Origin of the sequence: Brevundimonas sp., from assembly GCF_030704825.1 — a bacterium.
In the GTDB taxonomy this organism is placed as follows: domain Bacteria; phylum Pseudomonadota; class Alphaproteobacteria; order Caulobacterales; family Caulobacteraceae; genus Brevundimonas.
The window spans coordinates 1-15294 of sequence record NZ_JAUYNX010000040.1; the positions used below are offsets into that span (position 1 = coordinate 1).

Sequence of the window (15294 nt, forward strand, 5' to 3'; positions counted from 1 at the left end):
GCGGCGGGGTTCGACCACGTCGCCCATCAGTTTGGCGAACAGGTCGTTGGCGTCTTCCTCGTGTTCGACCGAGACCTGCAGCAGGGTGCGGGCGTTGGAGTCCAGCGTGGTCTCCCACAGCTGTTCCGGGTTCATCTCGCCCAGACCCTTGTAGCGCTGGATGGCCAGGCCCTTCTTGCCGGCGTCCAGCACCGCGTTCAGCAGGTCCAGCGGCCCCCGGATGGTGGTGGACTTGTCCTTGCGGCGATAGGTGGCCGGAGCGGAGAAGACGCCGTCGAAGGCGGCGGCGCGCTCGGCCAGACGACGCGCGTCCAGCGAACGCAGCAGGGTTTCTTCCAGCACGATGGTTTCCTGAACCGCGCGCCGGGTGCGGGTGAAGACGACCGCGCCCTGTTCGCCCGGCGCGCCGGTCCAGTAGCCGTCGCCCTCTTCGGCGTACAGGTTCAGGCGCACGGCGGCGGCGGCCGAGGCCTGGGTCATGTCGGCGTTTTCGGCGAACAGGCCGGCCAGGGCCGCCTGTTCAATGGCGAAGGCGGGGGCGCGCTGGCTGAGGCGATCGACGCCGCCCTTGAAGGCCTTGGCCTCGCGCACCAGAGCCTGCAAATCGAGACCCAGGCGACGCTCGCCGGTGGACAGGTCCAGCTCGGCCTCGGACGAGCCCTCCTCGATCAGATAGGCGTCCATCTCGGCCTGGTCTTTCAGGTAGCGAGACTGCTTGCCCTTGGAGACCTTATAGAGGGGCGGCTGGGCGATATAGACGTGGCCGCGCGTGATCAGCTCGGGCATCTGCCGATAGAAGAAGGTCAGCAGCAGGGTGCGGATGTGGGCGCCGTCGACGTCGGCGTCCGCCATCAGGATGATCTTGTGATAGCGCAGCTTGTCGGCGTTGAGGTCGTCGCGGCCGATGCCGGTGCCCAGGGCCAGGATCAGGGTGCCGATCAGGTCCGACGACAACATCCGGTCGAAGCGCGCCCGCTCGACGTTCAGGATCTTGCCGCGCAGGGGCAGGACGGCCTGGTTCTCGCGGTTGCGCGCCTGTTTGGCCGAGCCGCCGGCGGAATCGCCCTCGACGATGAACAGTTCGGACTTGGCCGGATCGCGTTCCTGACAGTCGGCCAGCTTGCCCGGCAGGCAAGCCATGTCCATCGAGGTCTTGCGCCGGGTCAGGTCGCGGGCCTTGCGCGCCGCCTCACGGGCGGCGGCGGCCTCGATGATCTTGGCGACGACGGCCTTGGCCTCGACCGGATGTTCCTCGAACCAGGTCGACAGGCCTTCGGAGCACAGGCCCTCGACGGCCGGGCGCACCTCCGACGAGACCAGCTTGTCCTTGGTTTGCGAGCTGAATTTCGGATCCGGCACCTTGACCGACAGGACGCAGGTCAGGCCTTCGCGGGCGTCCTCGCCCGAGACCGAGACTTTCTCCCGCTTGGCCGCGCCGGCGGTGTCGATATAGCCGCCCATGACCCGCGTCAGCGAGGCGCGGAAGGCCGACAGGTGGGTGCCTCCATCCCGCTGGGGGATGTTGTTGGTGAAGCACAGCATGGTCTCGTGGTAGCTGTCGTTCCACCACAGGGCGAGATCGATCTCGATCCCTTCCTTCTTGCCGCGGATGACGATGACGTCCTTGAGGATCGGCGTCTTGGACTTGTCCAGGTGGCGCACGAAGGCCTCGACCCCGCCCTCGTAGTGCAGGATTTCCTCGAACGGCTCGGCCCCGCGGTGGTCCTGCAGCTTGATGACCACGCCCGAGTTGAGGAAGGCCAGTTCGCGCAGCCGGTGCTCCAGCGTCTTCAGGTCGAAGTCGATGTGGGCGAAGGTGGTGACCGAGGGGTAGAAGGTGACCTCCGTGCCCGACAGCACCTTGCCGTTGTCGCGCATCGGCGCGTCGCCGGTGACGCGCAGGGATTCGACCGTGTCGCCGCGCGCGAACTTCATCTCGTGGCGTTTGCCGTTGCGGTAGATGACCAGCTTCAGCCAGTCCGAAAGCGCATTGACGACCGAGACGCCGACGCCGTGCAGGCCGCCCGAGACCTTGTAGGAATTCTGGTCGAATTTACCGCCGGCGTGCAGCTGGGTCATGATGACCTCGGCCGCCGAGACGCCTTCGCCTTCGTGGATGTCGGTGGGGATGCCGCGGCCGTTGTCGGTCACGGTGACGGAGCCGTCGGCGTTGAGGATGACCTGGACGAGGTCGGCGTGGCCGGCGAGGGCCTCGTCGATGGCGTTATCGACCACCTCATAGACCATGTGGTGCAGGCCCGAGCCGTCGTCGGTGTCGCCGATGTACATTCCGGGGCGTTTGCGCACTGCGTCCAGGCCCTTGAGGACCTTGATGGAATCGGCGCCGTAGGCGGCCTCTTCGGCGGTGTCTTCGTGGCGCGCGGTCTCGGTCTGGTCGGTCATTCAAAAGGTCGGATCATCGCCCGTTTCGGGCCGGAAAAGGCGCTGTCTCGGGCGCCCGGAAAACGCGGGTTCCAGAGCGCGAATCTGATCCGCGCAGGAGCCCGCAACATATAGGGTTTCGGGGTTGAATTGCGAGCGAAACCGGCGGCCGAACGGGGCCCCGAAGGTGCGATCGCCGAGGCGGTCTCAGCCGCGCTCCATGGCCTGGGCGATCAGCCGCGCCGAGCGCTCCGGTCCGAGGTCGTGAGCCAGCGGTGCGCGAAACTTCCCGTCCGGACCCATCAGGTAGATGGTCAGGGAATGGTTCATCGTGTAGCCCTCGCCCTCGCCGACCCTTTGATAGACGGCGCGATAGGCGTCGGCCGCGGCCTTCACCTGTTGCGGCGTCCCGGTCAGGCCGATGACGCCGTCGGGAAAACCGTCCGACGACAGATAGTCCTTCAGCGCCCGGGGGGTGTCGCGCTCCGGGTCGACGGTGATGAAGATGACCTGGACGTCGTCGGCCCGGGCTCCGAGCGCCCGCTTGGTCGCGTCCAGCATGCCCAGCGTGGTCGGACAGTAGTCGGGGCAGTACGTAAAGCCGAAAAACACCAGCGACCATTTGCCGTTCAGCAGCGTCTGGTCGACCGCCCGGCCATCATGGTTCACCAGCTGGAACGGGCCGCCGACGGAGGGGTGTCCGGTCGAGGCGCCGGAGCCGCTTTCGGCATATATACTCGGGGAAGACGCCGAACGCTCGATGACGACGAATGTCGTGACCGCCAGGGTGATCGCGACAGCAATGCAGGCGCCGGCGAACATCAGGATGGAGCGACGCGGCATGGACGGTCCTCGAAAACGCGCGCGCCCGCGCGCGTCCGGTCTATAGAAGAGGCGTGAGCCTGTCCCAAGACCCCCTGTCGTCGCAGTTCGCGCCGGATGGCCCGGACCGCTTCCCCGGCTGGCGCAACCTGCCGCGCCGCGGCCGGGGCCTGAGCCTGCGCACCCTGGTCATCCTGCGCTGGATGGCCATCGTGGGGCAGAGCGCGACCATCGCGGTCGCCGTCCTCTATTTCCACTTCGACCTGCCGCTCTGGGGATGTCTGGCCGCCATCGCCGCCAGCGTGGCGATGAACCTGAACGCCACCGCCCGGCTGAAACGCAGCGACGGCTCGCTGCCCGACGGGCGGATGACGGCGGCTCACCTCGGGTTCGACATCCTGCAGCTGTCGATTCTGCTGGGCCTGACCGGCGGGCTGCAGAATCCCTTCTGTTTGCTTCTGGTGGCGCCGGTGACGGTGGCGGCGGCCTCGCTGCCCGGCCGTCAGGCCGCGCTGATGGGCCTGCTGGTGCTGGCGGCGACGGTCAGCCTGTTCTTCGTCTCCCTGCCCCTGCCGTGGCAGGCGGGAACCGAGCTGAATCTGCCCCCGCTCTACCGCTTCGGCGTCGGACTGGCCCTGGTGACCGGGGTGATCTTCACCTCGGCCTACGCCTGGCGGGTGGCGGCCGACGCCGAGAAGCTGGAACTGGCCCTGGCCACGACCCAGGACGTGCTGCAGCGCGAGCAGCGGCTGGCGGCCCTGGGCGGGCTGGCGGCGGCGGCGGCGCACGAGCTGGGCACCCCGCTGGCGACCATCCAGGTGGTGGCCCGTGAACTGCTGCGCGCCTCGCCCAGGGACGGCCCCGCCGCAGAGGATGCGGCCCTGATCCTGCAGCAGGCCGAGCGTTGCCGCGACATCCTGAAACGCCTGTCGCAGCAGCCCGAAGAGGGCCAGCCCGCCTTCGCCGAGGTCGGACTGAAGGCGCTGCTGGAGGAGGTGGTGGAGCCGCATCGCGGCTTCGACCTCGACTTCGAGGTCTCGGTGCGCACCGCCTCGGGTGAGAAGGCCCCGCGCGTGAGGCGTCTGCCCGAGGTCGTCCACGGCCTGTCGACCCTGGTCGAGAACGCCGCCGACTTCGCCAATGGCAAGGTTCGCGTCCGCGCTCTTGTCGACGCCGGCTTCATCGAGATCGAGGTCGTGGACGACGGTCCCGGCTTTCCCGCCGACATCCTGCCGCGCCTGGGCGAGCCCTATGTGACCAGTCGGCCCCAGGGCAAGGCTCGCCGGGCGCTGGCGGCCCAGATCGCGGCGTCGGTCACCGCCGCCGCGCCCGGGCGCAAGACGAAGAAGAATGCGAAACCCGACCCCCAGCCCGAAACCATCGCCCCCAGCCAGGGCGGCATGGGGCTGGGCTTCTTCATCGCCCGCACCCTGCTGGAGCGGACCGGCGGCAAGGTCTTCGTGGGTCCCGGGGACGGCGGACCGTCGCCTGCGAAGGGGCAAGCCAGGGGCGCCCGCGTGGCCGTGCGCTGGTCCCGGCCCGCGCTGGAGGTCTCGTCGTGATGTCGCACCCTCCGACTGAACCTTGACCGCAGGCCCGCCGTTACCGACTTCCCCCCTTCCAAGGAGACCGCCGATGTCCGACGCCGAAGACCGGATCGCCGCCCTCGCGGACAAGACCCTGCTGCTGCTCGACGACGACAACGCCCTGCGCACCCGGCTGGGCCGCGCGCTGGAGAGCCGCGGCTTCGTGGTCACCCTGGCGGCCTCGCTGGCCGAAGCGTTCGAGGCGCTGAAGACTTCGATCCCCGCCTTCGCCGTGCTGGACATGCGGCTGGAGGACGGCAACGGGCTGAAGGTGGTCGAGGCCATCCGCGACCGGCGCGAGGACGCCCGCATCGTCATGCTGACCGGCTACGGCGCCATCGCCACGGCCGTGGCGGCGGTCAAGGCCGGGGCGGTCGACTATCTGCAGAAGCCGGCCGACGCCGACGACGTGGTCAAGGCCCTGCTGGCCACCGGCGAGGCCCCCGAGCCGCCCGACAATCCGATGAGCGCCGACCGGGTCCGCTGGGAGCATATCCAGCGCGTCTATGAACTGTGCGACCACAATGTCTCGGAGACGGCGCGGCGGCTGGGTATGCACCGGCGGACGTTGCAGCGGATTTTGGCGAAGCGGGCGCCAAGGTAGGGGCGGGCCCCCCGGGCAAGGCCGACGAGCGAGACCCGGGCGTTGCAACCGGGACTTGATTGCGTCATCGCATTGGCGGAGGGTGGCGGCATGCTGTTCGCCGTGCTTCTAGCACTATCGCTTCAGGCCGCGCCGGCCGAGGCCCCGGCCGACCCCTTGGTCGAGGAAGGTGAACGACTGGGGCGGCTCTCGACCCTCTTCGCCGTCTGCGAACCCTATTACACAGTGAACATCGGCGCAGGTCATAGCCTGGCCGATGACTTCGAGCGGCGATCGACGGCCGCAGGCTGGACCGCCGACCGGCGCAGCCGCGCCTATGATCGGGGTCGCGATCTTGAGCGCGCCGAAATCGGCATAGTCATGGATCTCGCCGGCGTGACGCCGCAGGAGGCGCGTCGGCGTCTTCGGCACATGTTCCCGCGGCTGAAGCGCCGCTGCCAGGACCTGGCCCAGGACGTCCCCGGGGCCGTCTCTGATGTCGAGGCGGGCGATCGACGCCTGGACGCGGCCGCCCGACGCCACCGCTGATGATCCCGAGGGGAATTACAGCCGGAGCCAGCCATGCTGTTGAACATCCTGATCGACGGACTGTTCGCCTACAGCGCCCAGGTCCCCCATCCCGCGACGCCGCAGCAGTTTGAGGGGCGACGGTCCAGCTACGTTCAGGGAACCCTGAACGTCGCCGCGGGCGAGCGGGCGACCCTGCGCCGGAACGCCGACGGGACCTACGACCTTGTGCGCGTCGACCGGATCGAGGTTCGCGATGTCCTGCCGCCGGCCGAGGGATCCCGCGACCATCCGAACGGGGCTGAGGCCGGGACCCTGCGGTTCGGCCTGCATATGCGCCAGGACGTCGGATCGCTGCTCAAGGTGGAGAACGGACAGGATCAAGGGCTGCAGTATGCGGGATTCATCGTCCGCTACGTCGGCGGCCATGCGCGGGAACCCGACGCGACGTCGGTCTGCACCGTGCCGCCGGGCATGGTGAATTTCGAGCACTGGCCCGAGCCGGTCATCCAGGTCGTGATCGGGAGTCTGGCCCGCTCGGACGACGCCGTGCCGAGCTGTCCCTCTCATGTCGAGCCTTGACCTGCGGACGCCGGTCGCTCCGGACAGCATGAAAAAGGCCCCGGTGTTTCCACCGGGGCCTTCTTCATTTCAGACGTGATGTCGCGTCCTAGCGACGGCTGCGGCCGCGGTCGCGGTCGCCGCCGCCTTCACGCTTGGGACGGCCGCCGGTGTCGTCGGACAGCGGGGGCTCGCCGCGTTCGGCGCGTTCGGCGTTGATCTTGTCGGTGATGTCCTCGCCGGTGGTCTGGTCGACGACCTTCATCGACAGCTTGGTCTTGCCGCGGTCGTCCATGCCGAGGAACTTGACCTTGACCTCCTGGCCTTCGGTCAGGACGTCGGCCGGGTTGGCGACGCGTTCGAGGGCGATCTGGGAGACGTGGACGAGGCCGTCCTTGGCGCCGAAGAAGTTCACGAAGGCGCCGAAGTCGACCACCTTCACGACCTTGCCCGAATAGATCATGCCGGGCTCGGGCTCGGACACGATCGACGAGATCCAGTTCTTGGCCGCGTCGATCTTCTCCTGGTCCGAAGCGGCGATCTTCACCGTGCCGTCGTCCTCGATGTTGATCTTGGCGCCGGTCTTTTCGACGATCTCGCGGATGATCTTGCCGCCGGTGCCGATGATGTCGCGGATCTTGTCGGTCGGAACCTTGATCGACTCGATCTTGGGCGCGTACTCGCCCAGTTCCGAGCGGGCGCCGTCGATGGCCTTGTCCATCTCGTCGAGAATGTGCAGGCGGCCGGCCGAAGCCTGGGCGATCGCCTTGCGCATGATCTCTTCGGTGATGCCCGCGACCTTGATGTCCATCTGAAGGCTGGTGATGCCTTCGCGCGTGCCGGCCACCTTGAAGTCCATGTCGCCCAGGTGATCTTCATCGCCCAGGATGTCGGACAGGATGGCGAACTCGCCCGAGGGCTCGAGGATCAGGCCCATGGCGATGCCCGAGACGGGACGCTTCAGCGGCACGCCCGCGTCCATCAGCGCCAGCGACGATCCGCAGACCGTGGCCATCGAGGACGAGCCGTTGGACTCGGTGATCTCCGACACCAGACGGATGGTGTAGGGGAATTCTTCCGAGCTCGGCAGCATGGGACGGATCGCCCGCCACGCCAGCTTGCCGTGACCGATTTCCCGACGACCCGCGCCGCCCATCCGACCGGTCTCGCCGACCGAATAGGGAGGGAAGTTGTAGTGGAGGAGGAACTTCTCCTTGTAGGTCCCGCTCAGGGCGTCGACGTACTGCTCGTCCTCGCCGGTGCCGAGCGTGGCGACGACGATCGCTTGCGTTTCACCACGGGTGAACAGGGCCGAGCCGTGGGTGCGCGGGAAGACGCCGACTTCCGAGACGATGTCGCGGACCTTGTCGAGGGCGCGGCCGTCGACGCGGTGGCCGTTGTCGATGATGTCGCGGCGCAGGACGTGGGCCTCGCACTCCTTGAAGGCGACGCCGAACTTGGCGGCGTCGACGCCGTCCGGGTTCTCGTCGGTCTTCACGAGTTTGGCGGCGGCGGCCTTCTTGGCCACGTCGACGCCGTTGCGGCGCTCGTATTTGCCGGCGTGGGTGTAGGCGGCCTTGATGTCCTCGCCGACCAGCGACTGGATCGAGGTGACGATGTCCGACACGTCGTCGGGCTGGAAGTCGAAGGGCTCCTTGGCGGCGTGCTCGGCCATTTCGATGATGGCGTCGATCACTGGCTGCATGCCGCGGTGCGCGAACATCAGGGCGTTCAGCATGATCTCTTCCGACAGCTCCCTGGCTTCGGATTCGACCATCATCAGGGCGTCCTGGGTGCCGGCGACGACCAGGTCCAGATCGCTGGTGGTCAGCTGGTCCAGGGTCGGGTTCAGCACGTATTCGCCGTCGATATAACCGACGCGCGTGGCGCCGATCGGGCCCATGAAGGGCACGCCCGAGATGGTCAGGGCGGCCGAGGCGGCGACCATGCCGACCACGTCCGGGTCGTTCTCCATGTCGTGCTGCAGCACGGTGATGACGACCTGGGTCTCGTTCTTGAAGCCCTTGACGAACAGCGGGCGGATCGGGCGGTCGATCAGGCGGGAGACCAGCGTCTCCTTCTCGGTCGGACGGCCTTCACGCTTGAAATAGCCGCCCGGGATCTTGCCGGCGGCGAAGGTCTTTTCCTGGTAGTTGACGGTCAGCGGGAAGAAATCCAGGCCCGGCTTGGGCGCGCGGCCGTAGACGACGGTGGCGAGGACGACGGTCTCGCCGTAGGTGGCCAGGACGGCGCCGTCGGCCTGACGGGCGATGCGGCCCGTTTCCAGCGTCAGCGGGCGGCCGGCCCAGTCGATCGTCTTGCGTTTGATATCGAACATGTTTCGTCTTTCGTATCCCGCGGGCGGATTCCGCGCGGGGTCCCATCAGTGGGTGGAGCGTCGGGCGTTCAGTCCTTCGGTCCATGGGCGTCCGCGCCATCGCGAAACGCCCGGGAAGAAGAGGACCGGTATGGCCCTCGCGTCATGCGCCGTCATAAACCGCGGCGCGCGGCTGGTCTCTGGATGCGGAAAGAGGCGCGGACATGGCCCGCGCCTCGAAATTCTTCCGCGCTCCGCGCCTAGCGGCGCAGGTTCAGCTTGGCGATCAGGGCGGCGTAGCGCTCGCGATCGACCTTGCTGAGGTGGTCAAGAAGGCGACGACGCTGCGAGACCATCTTGAGCAGGCCGCGGCGCGAGTGGTTGTCCTTCTTGTGGGTCTTGAAGTGGTCGGTGAGGTTGGCGATGCGTTCCGAAAGGATCGCGACCTGGACCTCGGCCGAGCCGGTGTCGCCCGCGGAGCGGGCGTTCTCGGCGATGACTTCGTTCTTACGCTCGGGCGTAATCGACATCGGGTGACTCCATGTTGGAGCCCCTACCGGTTCCCTGCTTGAGGGGCGCTAGGGGAGATTGAAAACGCGGTCGGGTTCAAAGCGACCGGCCCGCAACTGACCGAGAGCGACGAGGGTCTGACCCTGAAAGGCTGAAACGGTTCTGGAGCCGTCCCGAAGGCGGCTTTTGAGCGTTTCGACCTGTCGGGGGAGCAGAACGATCGGTCGTCCCTGACGAAGCGAGAAGGCGTCCTGATCCGTCACGGCCAGCTCCGGGATGTCGTCCAGGGCGGTCGCGACGGGAAGCAAGCCTTCCGAGGCGGCGTCCCTATGCACCAGATCGGTCAGGAAATCCAGCGACACCGCATTTTCCGTCGAGAACGGCCCGACCCGCTCACGGCGCAGGGCCGAAACATGCCCCTCGGCGCCCAGCATGACCGCCAGATCGCGGGCCAGCGACCGGACATAGACGCCCTTGCCGGTGCGGATGGTCAGTTCGACGTGGTCGGCGTCCGGTACGTCGGTGACCGCGGCTTCGTGGATCGTCACCCGGCGGCTGGCCAGTTCGAAATCGGCGCCCTCGCGGGCCAGGTCATAGGCGCGCTGGCCGTCGATCTTGATGGCGCTGAACTGGGGCGGGACCTGATCGATCTCGCCGACGAAGGCCGGCAGCGCGGCGCGCACGGCCTCCACATCAGGCCGGACGTCTGAACGGCCGACGATCTCGCCCTCGCGGTCGAGGCTGTCGGTCGAAATTCCCCAGTTGATGGTGAAGCGATAGACCTTCTGGGCCTCCATCATGAAGGAGACCGTCTTGGTCGCCTCACCGAGGGCGATCGGCAGGATGCCGGAGGCCAAGGGGTCGAGCGTTCCTGCGTGACCGGCCTTTTGCGCGTCAAACAGGCGGCGGACCTTCGAGACCGCCTCGGTCGAGCCCATGCCGAACGGCTTGTCGAGACAGACCCAGCCGTTGACGATTTCGCCCTTCTTGCGGCGGCCCATCAGGCCTGACCGTCCTCTTTGTCATCATCCTCGAACGGCGAGACATAGACGTCGGCGCGGACACGCGGGTCGTCGAGCAGGCGGTTGAGCCGTTCGGCGGCGGCGAAACTTTCGTCGTGGCGGAAGCGCAGGTCGGGGGTGAAGCGCATGTCGATATGCCGTCCCAGCGCGCCGCGCAGGAATTTCGCGTGGACGTTCAGCGCCTTGACAATCTCGTCGATGTGGCCGGCGACGGGCGCGGTCTCGACGCCGGCGCCCAGCGGTTCGACGAAACAGGTGGCGTGCTTCAGGTCGGGCGACAGCCGCACCTCGGTGACGGTGACCGAGACCCCGGCCAGGGCCGGGTCGCGGATCTCGTTCTCGCGCATGACCTCGACCAGGGCGTGGCGGATCATTTCGGAGGCGCGCAGCTGGCGCTGGCTGACCGTGCCGGCCTTGGCGGCGGGTTTGCGGGGTTTGCGGTTGCTCATGGCTCTGTCCTCGTCGCCCGCCGGGGATCGGACCCGGCTTGAAAAAGCGATGCCGCGTCGGATCGGAAAGGCGGAGCCTTTCGAACGCGGCAAAAGTGAAAGAGCGCGGGGTCTAGTCCCGCGACGGCCCGGTGTCCAATTGAGCGCGGTCGATGGCGGCCATGACCTCCGCCGAGGTGACCGACCGGACCGGGCGCACCGGCAGTCCCGCCGCGTTCAGCACGCCCGCGCTCCAATGGTTGCACAAATGCCCGATCGAGAAATGCTCCCGGCTGGCGAAGAAGCGCGCATCGTCGTCCGCGCGCGCCGCCGCGATGCGGGGGCGACCGTCGGTCAGTTCCATCGAATTCTGGATATGGTCGGCCATCGCCTCAAAACCCGCCCCCGAAAGACGTAGCGTTCGGCGGGCCCCGGGGGCGAAGGCCGCGCGGGGGTCGCGTTGGGCCGGATCCAGCATGATCACCGAGGCGTTGCCCGGCCTGAAGAAGGCGCGCAGACCGTCCGGCAGACGGTTCTCCATCGGGCTCTGGTCGACGTAGAATTTGGCGTCGCCCCAGCCGATCAGGATCCAGTCGCCGGGCGCCAGGCTGCGCACCGCTTCCGCCAGCGGGCCGGGCCGGGCCTCCAGGAACCGGCGGGGAACCGCCAGATCGGTGTGAAAGCCGTTGTCCAGCAGGTGGACCTCGACGCCGGCGGCGTCGGCGCCCGCGGGCCATAGCGCCGGGTCGCCCGGCGCCGTCCAGGTCCAGACGGCGGCGACGACCGCCAGACCGCCGACCGCCAGAAAGCGCTTCAAACCCCAGGATTCACGGCGGCGTTTCATCGCCGACGAAAACTCCAGACGCCGCACAAGGCGGAGAGCGGGGCATCGGGCCCGACGATCGTCCGGGCACGGAACACCATCATGTCCACGCGATCCCGACGGTGCAGCAGGGCGACCACCCCGGGCGTTCCGCCGCCGCAAGACGCCGAAGCCGGGACCGGCGGGTCCTGCACCGCGGGCACGATCTGTCGCAGCTCGATCTGCGCGTCGGCCGGCGCGTCCAGCCGGTCGGCGAAGGTCTGGCCCGCCGCAAAGGCCTCCCTACCGGCCGCGATACGAAGCGGCCGGGTGCGGAGGGTCTCGCCGGCGTCGAACTTCAAGTCCGCGCCGATGAAGGCGACGGCGCCGACAGCGGCGCGGGTCGCCTCATCGCCGGGCGCGAACTCGCCCGCCAGCAAGGCGTCGGCCGGGCCGGCGGCGAGGATCTCCGGATCCGCGGCGACGGCCGCCTTCAGACCCGACAACCCGTCAGCGGCGCCGGACGGAAGCCTGCCCGCCCAGTCGGCCACCCGGCCCGCCGCGGGGAGAGCCTCGTCCCGCAGGCCGCGCCACGCCTCGATGGCCTGGCGGTTCTCGATGGCCAGCAGGAACAGCACCAGGCAGAGAAACGTCAGCGCGCCGGCGAGGCGTTTCAATCCGGTCTGTCGGGGAAGGGCGGCGGCGGACATCACCGCAACCTTAGCGAGGCCTTGCGAGGAGGTGAACGGCTATCGCGCCACAGGCGCGTTCGGATCGTCGGCGACGCCGCTGGAGGGGGGAACCGCCCATTCGCCGCGCCAGTCGTAGGACAGCTGGACGCAGTGGCGGTAGGTCCCGTCCGGCCAGCGCCCAACGGCGCGCACCGTCAACGGCCGCGCCAGCCGCACCCGGCCCAGCACCATCCAGGCCTCGTCCGATCCGGGGCACAGGGCCCGGCCCAGCGCCCGGCCGCCGCCCTCGGGAGTGATGGAATAGACCGCGGTTTCCGTCGAACCGCTCGGCAGGGCGCGCCGCACGGCGTCGGGTCCGCCGCGCCGGATGTCGGCCGATCCGCGGTTCGAGGTGGAGATGATGCGCCGTACGCTGATGGCCCCGAACAGGCCGCGATCAGCTTCCAGCGTAATGCCGCGGGTGAGCGCCTGGGTGACCCGATCCGAGGCGTTGTAGGCGAGATAGCGGGTCTCCGCCGCCGCCGGGCCGGCGATGGCGGACAGGGTCAGGACGGCGATCAGGAAACAGCGCATGGCGAAGTGATCCCCAACGGATGGGGCGGAATGACGGCGGGTCGCGCCGTCATTCCCCATCTCGATCCTAGTCCAGCGTGCGCTGGATCTCTTCGACCGTGAAGCACTCGATGTAGTCGCCGGCCTTGATGTCCTGGAAGCCCTGGAAATGCATGCCGCACTCCTGGCCCGACGGAACCTCGTTGACCTCGTCCTTGAAGCGCTTGAGCGTGGTGAGCGTGCCCAGTTCCAGCACGACGATGTCGTCGCGGATGATGCGAACCTTGGCGCCCTTGCGGACCACGCCCTCGGACACCCGGCAGCCGGCGATCTTGCCGGTCTTGGAGATGTCGAAGACCTGGAGGACCTGGGCGTTGCCGAGGAAGGTTTCACGCTGCAGGGGGGCCAACATGCCCGACAGCACGCCCTTCATGTCGTCCAGCAGGTCGTAGATGATCGAATAGTAGCGGATCTCCACGCCCTCGCGCTCGGCCAGGTCGCGGGCCTGTTTCGAGGCGCGGACGTTGAAGCCGAGGATCGGCGCGCCGGCCGACTTGGCCAGCTGGACGTCGCTCTCGGTGATGCCGCCGGCGCCTGACATGACGGTGCGGGCGCGGACCTCCTCGTTGCCCATCTTGTCCAGCGAGCCGACGATGGCTTCCGCCGAACCCTGCACGTCGGCCTTGATGACCACCGGCAGTTCCGAGACCTTCTTGGATTGCAGCTTGGACATCATGTCGACGAGGCTGACCTGGTTGATGCCGCCCGTGGCCTTCTCGCGCTTGATGCGGGCGCGGTATTCGGTCAGCTCGCGGGCGCGGGCTTCCGATTCCACCACCGCCAGCGGTTCGCCGGGGCTCGGGGCCTCGTCGAGGCCGAGGATCTCGACCGGCACCGACGGGCCGGCCTCGGTCAGCTGTTCGTTGCGCTCGTTGAGCAGGGCGCGAACCTTGCCCCAGGCCGAACCGGCCACGACGATGTCGCCGCGGCGCAGGGTGCCGCGCTTGACCAGGACGGTGGCGACCGGGCCGCGGCCCTTGTCCAGCTTGGCCTCGATGACCACGCCTTCCGAGGAGCGTTCCGGATCGGCCTTCAGATCCATCATCTCGGCCTGGACCAGGATGGCGTCGATCAGACCGTCGAGGTTGGTGCGGTTCTTGGCCGAGACCTCGATGATCTGGGTGTCGCCGCCCAGGCTCTCGGCGATGACTTCGTACTGCAGCAGCTCGTTGACGACCTTGAGCGGATTGGCGTCCGGCTTGTCGATCTTGTTGACCGCCACGATGATCGGGGCGCCCGCCGCCTTGGCGTGCTGGATGGCCTCGATGGTCTGGGGCATGACGCCGTCGTCGGCGGCCACGACCAGAACCACGATGTCGGTCACATTGGCGCCCCGCGCGCGCATCGCCGAGAAGGCGGCGTGGCCGGGCGTGTCGAGGAAGGTGACGCGGTCTTCGTTGGGCAGGCGGACCTGATAGGCGCCGATGTGCTGGGTGATGCCGCCGGCCTCGCCCGCGGCCACGTCGGTGGTCCGCAGGGCGTCGAGCAGCGAGGTCTTGCCGTGGTCGACGTGGCCCATGATGGCCACGACCGGCGCGCGGGGCGTGGTCGCCTCGTCGTCGATCGCGTCGGACAGGAAGCCCGTCTCGATGTCGGATTCCGACACGCGGCGGACGGTCATGCCGAATTCGTCGGCCACCAGTTCGGCGGTGTCGGTGTCGATGACGTCGGTGATCTTCATCATCAGGCCCTGACGCATCAGGAATTTGACGATGTCGACGCCGCGCACGGCCATCCGGTTGGACAGTTCCTGCACGGTGATGACGTCGGGAATGACGACCTCGCGCGGCCGGTTCGGCGCGTCGGTGGATCCGCCCTTGCGCTTTTCCTTCTCGCGTTCGCGGGCGCGGCGGACCGAGGCCAGCGAGCGCATCCGCTCGGCCGTGTCGCCGTCGCCGGCGACCGACTGGATGGTCAGGCGGCCCTCGCGGCGCTTGGGCTCGCCTCGGGTGCGGCTGACGGCCTTGCCCGCGTCGGAGAAGCGTTTGTCGCGATCGTCCTCAGGCTTGGCCGGACGGGCGAAACCGCCGCCGGGGGCGCGGCTGGGCCGGGCCACCTCGGCCTGGGCCGGGGGCTGGTTCGGGGCCGGGCGGCCGCCGGGACCGGGGCGCGGAGCGCCCGGACGGGCGGCTCCGGGCGCGGGACGCGGGGTCAGGGCCGAATAGCGGACCGGTTCGGCCGGACGCCCGCCCGCCGGGCGGGCCGGCTGGGGCCGGTCGGAATAGGCGCGCTCGCCGCCGCCCATGGCTTCCTCGCGGGCCGAACGGCCGCCGAAGGCGGGGCCGGCGGGCGCGCGCGACGGACTGGGGGCCTTGGGCACCCGTTGGCCGAAATTGACCACGGGGCGGGCCGGCGGCGCGGGCCGGGCCGGTGCAGCGGGGGCCGGGGCCGGTGTCGGTGCGGCCTCGACCGGAGCCGGCGTCGGCGCGGGGGTCGGGGTCGGCGCGGC

14 protein-coding genes are annotated in these 15294 nt (G+C 68.7%); 4 read left to right on the forward strand and 10 right to left on the reverse strand.

Annotated features, from left to right (window positions below; genetic code table 11):
- Together gyrB and Q8Q71_RS17120 are read right to left on the reverse strand one after the other, a co-directional pair.
- Nucleotides 1–2403: DNA topoisomerase (ATP-hydrolyzing) subunit B (gyrB, locus tag Q8Q71_RS17115; protein WP_305760807.1), on the reverse strand; the 2403-nt coding region annotated here is incomplete at its 3' end.
- 186 nt (nt 2404–2589) lie between these two features.
- Nucleotides 2590–3225 (reverse strand): SCO family protein, encoded by a 636-nt coding sequence (locus Q8Q71_RS17120; protein WP_305760808.1) that lies wholly within the window; start codon nt 3223–3225, stop codon nt 2590–2592.
- 53 nt (nt 3226–3278) lie between these two features.
- On the opposite strand from Q8Q71_RS17120, the gene Q8Q71_RS17125 reads away from it, so the two are divergent.
- The 4 genes from Q8Q71_RS17125 to Q8Q71_RS17140 all read left to right on the forward strand — a co-directional run bounded on the left by Q8Q71_RS17125 (nt 3279) and on the right by Q8Q71_RS17140 (nt 6483).
- Nucleotides 3279–4766 (forward strand): ActS/PrrB/RegB family redox-sensitive histidine kinase, encoded by a 1488-nt coding sequence (locus Q8Q71_RS17125; protein ID WP_371315978.1) that lies wholly within the window; start codon nt 3279–3281, stop codon nt 4764–4766.
- 73 nt (nt 4767–4839) lie between these two features.
- Entirely contained in the window at nt 4840–5394 is a 555-nt protein-coding gene (locus Q8Q71_RS17130) for an ActR/PrrA/RegA family redox response regulator transcription factor (RefSeq protein WP_305760809.1), read from the forward strand.
- Nucleotides 5395–5484: 90 nt separating this feature from the next.
- Nucleotides 5485–5922, forward strand: coding sequence for a hypothetical protein (locus Q8Q71_RS17135; RefSeq protein ID WP_305760810.1), 438 nt, complete (start codon nt 5485–5487; stop codon nt 5920–5922).
- A 33-nt stretch (nt 5923–5955) separates the two neighbouring features.
- Nucleotides 5956–6483, forward strand: a complete 528-nt coding sequence (locus Q8Q71_RS17140) for a hypothetical protein (protein WP_305760811.1) — start codon at nt 5956–5958, stop codon at nt 6481–6483.
- An 88-nt stretch (nt 6484–6571) separates the two neighbouring features.
- Here Q8Q71_RS17140 and pnp read toward each other — a convergent pair whose 3' ends face one another.
- The 8 genes from pnp to infB form a co-directional block, all read right to left on the reverse strand.
- On the reverse strand, nt 6572–8800 hold the full coding sequence (gene pnp, locus Q8Q71_RS17145) for a polyribonucleotide nucleotidyltransferase (RefSeq protein WP_305760812.1): 2229 nt from the start codon (nt 8798–8800) through the stop codon (nt 6572–6574).
- A 239-nt stretch (nt 8801–9039) separates the two neighbouring features.
- Nucleotides 9040–9309 carry a 30S ribosomal protein S15 gene (gene rpsO / locus Q8Q71_RS17150; protein ID WP_305760813.1) on the reverse strand — a complete coding sequence of 90 codons (270 nt, stop codon included), beginning with the start codon at nt 9307–9309 and terminating at the stop codon, nt 9040–9042.
- 48 nt (nt 9310–9357) lie between these two features.
- Nucleotides 9358–10290, reverse strand: coding sequence for a tRNA pseudouridine(55) synthase TruB (gene truB, locus Q8Q71_RS17155; RefSeq protein WP_305760814.1), 933 nt, complete (start codon nt 10288–10290; stop codon nt 9358–9360).
- Nucleotides 10290–10760, reverse strand: a complete 471-nt coding sequence (gene rbfA, locus Q8Q71_RS17160; protein WP_305760815.1) for a 30S ribosome-binding factor RbfA — start codon at nt 10758–10760, stop codon at nt 10290–10292. The genes truB and rbfA overlap by 1 nt, the downstream gene beginning before the upstream one ends.
- Nucleotides 10761–10872: 112 nt before the next feature.
- Nucleotides 10873–11583, reverse strand: coding sequence for a DUF2459 domain-containing protein (locus Q8Q71_RS17165; protein ID WP_305760816.1), 711 nt, complete (start codon nt 11581–11583; stop codon nt 10873–10875).
- Complete coding sequence (locus Q8Q71_RS17170) at nt 11580–12251, reverse strand: hypothetical protein (protein ID WP_305760817.1); 672 nt, start codon at nt 12249–12251, stop codon at nt 11580–11582. Before Q8Q71_RS17170 ends, Q8Q71_RS17165 begins: the two co-directional genes overlap by 4 nt.
- A 39-nt stretch (nt 12252–12290) precedes the next feature.
- Nucleotides 12291–12806: a hypothetical protein gene (locus Q8Q71_RS17175; RefSeq protein WP_305760818.1), complete on the reverse strand. Its 516-nt coding sequence runs from the start codon at nt 12804–12806 to the stop codon at nt 12291–12293.
- A 67-nt stretch (nt 12807–12873) separates the two neighbouring features.
- A partial coding sequence (gene infB / locus Q8Q71_RS17180) for a translation initiation factor IF-2 (protein ID WP_305760819.1) occupies nt 12874–15294 on the reverse strand: 2421 nt, incomplete at its 5' end.

Bases quoted from the DNA above. Each gene is read 5' to 3' on its own strand.
- Q8Q71_RS17120 (WP_305760808.1), bottom strand. From the start codon at position 3,225: ATGCCGCGTCGCTCCATCCTGATGTTCGCCGGCGCCTGCATTGCTGTC.
- Q8Q71_RS17130 (WP_305760809.1), top strand. From the start codon at position 4,840: ATGTCCGACGCCGAAGACCGGATCGCCGCCCTCGCGGACAAGACCCTG.
- Q8Q71_RS17135 (WP_305760810.1), top strand. From the start codon at position 5,485: ATGCTGTTCGCCGTGCTTCTAGCACTATCGCTTCAGGCCGCGCCGGCC.
- Q8Q71_RS17140 (WP_305760811.1), top strand. From the start codon at position 5,956: ATGCTGTTGAACATCCTGATCGACGGACTGTTCGCCTACAGCGCCCAG.
- pnp (WP_305760812.1), bottom strand. From the start codon at position 8,800: ATGTTCGATATCAAACGCAAGACGATCGACTGGGCCGGCCGCCCGCTG.
- rpsO (WP_305760813.1), bottom strand. From the start codon at position 9,309: ATGTCGATTACGCCCGAGCGTAAGAACGAAGTCATCGCCGAGAACGCC.
- truB (WP_305760814.1), bottom strand. From the start codon at position 10,290: ATGGGCCGCCGCAAGAAGGGCGAAATCGTCAACGGCTGGGTCTGTCTC.
- rbfA (WP_305760815.1), bottom strand. From the start codon at position 10,760: ATGAGCAACCGCAAACCCCGCAAACCCGCCGCCAAGGCCGGCACGGTC.
- Q8Q71_RS17165 (WP_305760816.1), bottom strand. From the start codon at position 11,583: ATGAAACGCCGCCGTGAATCCTGGGGTTTGAAGCGCTTTCTGGCGGTC.
- Q8Q71_RS17170 (WP_305760817.1), bottom strand. From the start codon at position 12,251: ATGTCCGCCGCCGCCCTTCCCCGACAGACCGGATTGAAACGCCTCGCC.
- Q8Q71_RS17175 (WP_305760818.1), bottom strand. From the start codon at position 12,806: ATGCGCTGTTTCCTGATCGCCGTCCTGACCCTGTCCGCCATCGCCGGC.